6 protein-coding genes and 1 pseudogene are annotated in these 3,396 nt (G+C 64.4%); 3 read left to right on the forward strand and 4 right to left on the reverse strand.

Annotated features, from left to right (window positions below):
• The coding region (locus EJC47_RS21140; RefSeq protein WP_221885206.1) for a hypothetical protein at positions 1-295 on the forward strand (295 nt) is incomplete at its 5' end.
• Positions 296-564: 269 nt separating this feature from the next.
• On the opposite strand, the gene EJC47_RS20715 is transcribed toward EJC47_RS21140, so the two are convergent.
• Positions 565-1,014, reverse strand: coding sequence for a DUF411 domain-containing protein (locus EJC47_RS20715; protein WP_043061511.1), 450 nt, complete (start codon positions 1,012-1,014; stop codon positions 565-567).
• Between the two features lie 129 nt (positions 1,015-1,143).
• Here EJC47_RS20715 and EJC47_RS20720 point away from each other — a divergent pair, with 129 nt between their 5' ends.
• Both EJC47_RS20720 and EJC47_RS20725 read left to right on the forward strand, forming a co-directional pair.
• The gene (locus EJC47_RS20720) at positions 1,144-1,653 is read left to right on the forward strand and encodes a hypothetical protein (RefSeq protein ID WP_126849582.1); all 510 of its coding nucleotides are present in this window, start codon (positions 1,144-1,146) and stop codon (positions 1,651-1,653) included.
• Positions 1,654-1,749: 96 nt separating this feature from the next.
• Entirely contained in the window at positions 1,750-2,190 is a 441-nt protein-coding gene (locus tag EJC47_RS20725) for an MgtC/SapB family protein (RefSeq protein ID WP_305143322.1), read from the forward strand.
• Positions 2,191-2,283: 93 nt separating this feature from the next.
• On the opposite strand, the gene EJC47_RS20730 is transcribed toward EJC47_RS20725, so the two are convergent.
• The 3 genes and pseudogenes from EJC47_RS20730 to EJC47_RS20740 all read right to left on the reverse strand — a co-directional run.
• Positions 2,284-2,592 (reverse strand): hypothetical protein, encoded by a 309-nt coding sequence (locus EJC47_RS20730; RefSeq protein ID WP_126849583.1) that lies wholly within the window; start codon positions 2,590-2,592, stop codon positions 2,284-2,286.
• Positions 2,593-2,656: 64 nt separating this feature from the next.
• The gene (locus EJC47_RS20735) at positions 2,657-2,983 is read right to left on the reverse strand and encodes a zf-TFIIB domain-containing protein (protein WP_126849585.1); all 327 of its coding nucleotides are present in this window, start codon (positions 2,981-2,983) and stop codon (positions 2,657-2,659) included.
• Positions 2,984-3,094: 111 nt separating this feature from the next.
• Positions 3,095-3,396: pseudogene (locus EJC47_RS20740) on the reverse strand (hypothetical protein); the annotation flags it as partial.

The raw sequence follows: 3,396 nt of genomic DNA on the forward strand, positions 1-3,396 counted from the left end.
GCAGGAAGCAAAAAAGGGGGTCAGGATGACAAAGACAATCGCGGTTTTAGTCTCGCTGCTTGCACTATTTCCTGCTGGAGCCGAAGCGCAGCGTCGGGGAGCCCGCGAAGTTCCGCCCGTCTACTCGCATGTTCCATGCAGCACGCCCGGGGCAAAAGAAGAGCGACCGATCGACCTGAGCACGCAATCCGGCCCCGCCACCAAGGTCGATCAGCGGGTTAATGGCGACAGGAAAGAAGCTCAGCAACGTGATCGGGTACGCTGCGTCATCGAAGGACCGGTGCGGACCCGATAGCCTGCCGGATCAATGTCCCCGACGAGTTGCCTTCTGGTGCCCGTCAACATCTCCGGAATGAAGTGTTTTACGAGCCTGGACCCGGTAGTCCGGACGATGACGGGCGCCGCGTTGCTGAAGATCGACGAGGTACTGCTGTAAATTCGGCGGGTGGTATGGCCGGGGGCGGAGTGCTGGCGGGATACCCGACATAGCTACCGCCGCCATAGCTGTGCCCGCCATCCCAGCTGACCCCGCCGTGGCCGCCGGTCCATTGCGAGCGCCTACACCTAGGCTCCGTGATGCGCAAAAACGCGCTGACCGGCCGGGCCGAACGCGATCACGTCGAAGGGCTGTGACTTCATTCCCGCCACTTCCATGCCGGGTGAGCCCATCGGCATTCCTGCGACCGCCAAGCCGCGCACCCCGTTCGGATGCTGCGCGAGCACTCGCTTCATATCCGCGATCGGCACATGCCCCTCGAACGCCATGCCGTCGATGATGGCGGTGTGACAGGACGCGACCCGCGCCGGCACGCCAACCCGACGTTGAAAGGCGACCCGGTTCGCGTCGTCGATGATCTGTACCTTGCGGCCGAACTGCTGGCGGACCTGGGCTGCCCATTTCTCGCAACAGCCGCAACCCGGGTCGCGGTGCATGGCGATGTCGGATGCGGCCGATGCGACGCCAGGAACGGCTATCAACAGGGCGGCGGCAAGGCGGGTCGATCCGTGCTTCATAACGGCTCCTATGGTCAGGGCAGGTAGGCGCACCTTATCAATACTTTGACTTGGTCTCTATTCATTCTAGATCGAACCTATACCTCTCCGCCAAACGGATGGACGGGATGAAGCGGGAGCAGTTTCATCATGGCAAACATCCGTAAGCCTATGCAGGTCGTTCCGCTGGTCGGGGCGGCTTTGCTGAGCGGCTGCGCTACCTATGCGCCGCGACCATCCTCTTACTCCTACTTCGCCGTACCCTGCAACACGCCGGGCGCGATCCGGGCGGTGCCGATCCCCCCGCCGGGCATCCCGTCCGGGGCATCGGCCGCTGCGCCCCAAGCGGCCTTTCCGCCACAGCCACCTGGCTTCGATGCGCCCGGTGGCGCGGTGCAGGGAGGCGCGAGCGGGTGCCTGGTCGCGGTCGCCGACCGCGGCCCCAGTTGGCGTGGAGCCGGCTACTATGGCGGCGGCTACCCCTATGGCTACTCACGCCCCTCCGGCTATTACGGCTCGCCCTTCCGTGGATCGATCGGGATCGGGATCGGTGGCCATCATTTCGAGGGACATCATTTCGACGGCGGCCATGGCGGTGGTCATTTCGGTGGAGGGCACGGCGGCGGACACGGCGGTGGCCATGGTGGCGGGCATCACTGATCCCGAGTATCCCCACCAAGGCTGCTCCGGAGATGAACACTGTTGACCTTGGTGACAGGCAGCCTCTCGGAGACATTGTCGCACTTGGTCAGCCTCGTGATCGCCTATGCCCTGGCTCTTCCGGTCGGCTGGGACCGGGAGAAAGAGGATCGCAGCGCGGGCGTTCGCACCTTTCCGCTCGTCGCCATTGCCAGCTGCGCCTTCGTACTGATCGCGATTGCCGTTCTCGGTCGGGAGTCGCCCGGCCAGGCTCGCCTCCTTGAGGGTCTGATCACCGGCGTCGGCTTCATCGGCGGCGGGGCGATCCTGAAGCAGGGAAGTCGGGCATCTGGAACCGCTACCGCGGCGAGCTTGTGGGCAACCGGCGCAATGGGCGGTGCCGTTGGATATGGGCTATATGACATCGCCGTCATCATCAGCCTTGTTACGTTTTTGACCTTGCGGTCCTCTCGACCGCTGAAGAAGTCGGTGCGCGATCAGGAAGGTGGCAAGCTCGATGAACCACCAACAGCGTCATCCGATCGACCTGGTGTCTGAGGCATCGATCACTGCTATAATTTCATTGGGCTTGCCGCTCTGACCGGCACGGGCAAACAACGCCCATCGACCCGGCTCGTGCCGGGAAGCCGTTTACCTGCGGGGAGAATCGAGAGCCAAACGCTCGTCAAACCGATGCTGGGCGGGATGCCGAGCGACGGGCACCTGAGGGAGGTAAGGCGAGGGCTGCGGCATCTGGTAAGCGGGACGCGGCGGAGAAGCGGCGGGGTAGCCGCCATAGCTTCCGCCCTCATAGGCATGGCCGCCGTCCCAGCTGACTCCGCCATGCGTGCCGCTCCAACTGACACCGGCACCATGCGACATGCGCTGCGCGCCCGCCGGCGAGGTCACCAGGCCGGTGACGGTCGCCGCGCTGAGCGCCAGCCAGAACTTCCTGCTCACTCCGGCTCCTCCATAACCCGTTGGACGCCTGATCGGCCTTCGAGGCAACACCCTCTCGACCGGATCAGTGCCGGAACAGACCGCCAAGGAAGCCGCCGGGCCGATAGCCGCCATGGCCGCCGCCGCCATGCCCACCACCATGTCGCCCCTCGCCATGGTGCCCCTCATTGTATCCGCCCCAGGGGGCCGGTTGCGCATAGCCTGGGGCAGGCGCTTGCGGGGGATAATCGGCCGCCGGTCTTGCGGTCGCTTCGTACGACGCATTCTTCTCGATGAGCTTGTCGAGTTCGCCGCGATCCAGCCAGATACCCCGGCACTGCGGGCAATAGTCGATCTCGACACCTTGCTTGTCGGAAAGCACGAGGTCGACGCGGCACACGGGGCAGAGCATCCCCTGCGCCCGCGTGGTGGAAGGTGTCGCTGCTGTGTCCGTCATCATGCGTTCCTTCTTGTCATGGGCGACCGAGCCCGGGCGCGCTGCCCGGGTTCGGATGATCCCGTCTTAGTAGCCGTAACCGCCATAGCGCTGGTAGCGCTCGCGACGCTCATGCCGACGCTCGCGGCGCTCCTCGCGGTCGTGGCGATCATTATAGCCGTAGCCGCGCTGATAGTAACCACCGCCGTTGCTGCGCCAGGATTGGCGATAGTCCCGATCACGATCACGATCGCCATAAGAGCGACCATACCCGTCATTCCCGCGGTACTGATCACCATAAACCTGACCGCCGCCATAGCCGCCGTAAGATTGGGCCATCGCGGCACCAGGTACAACAAGAGCGAGTACGGCCGCGGCCAAGATCAAAG

The sequence above is a fragment of the Sphingomonas sp. TF3 genome (genome assembly GCF_003985085.1).
Taxonomy (GTDB): domain Bacteria; phylum Pseudomonadota; class Alphaproteobacteria; order Sphingomonadales; family Sphingomonadaceae; genus Sphingomonas.

Bases quoted from the DNA above. Each gene is read 5' to 3' on its own strand.
- EJC47_RS20715 (WP_043061511.1), bottom strand. From the start codon at position 1,014: ATGAAGCACGGATCGACCCGCCTTGCCGCCGCCCTGTTGATAGCCGTT.
- EJC47_RS20720 (WP_126849582.1), top strand. From the start codon at position 1,144: ATGGCAAACATCCGTAAGCCTATGCAGGTCGTTCCGCTGGTCGGGGCG.
- EJC47_RS20735 (WP_126849585.1), bottom strand. From the start codon at position 2,983: ATGCTCTGCCCCGTGTGCCGCGTCGACCTCGTGCTTTCCGACAAGCAA.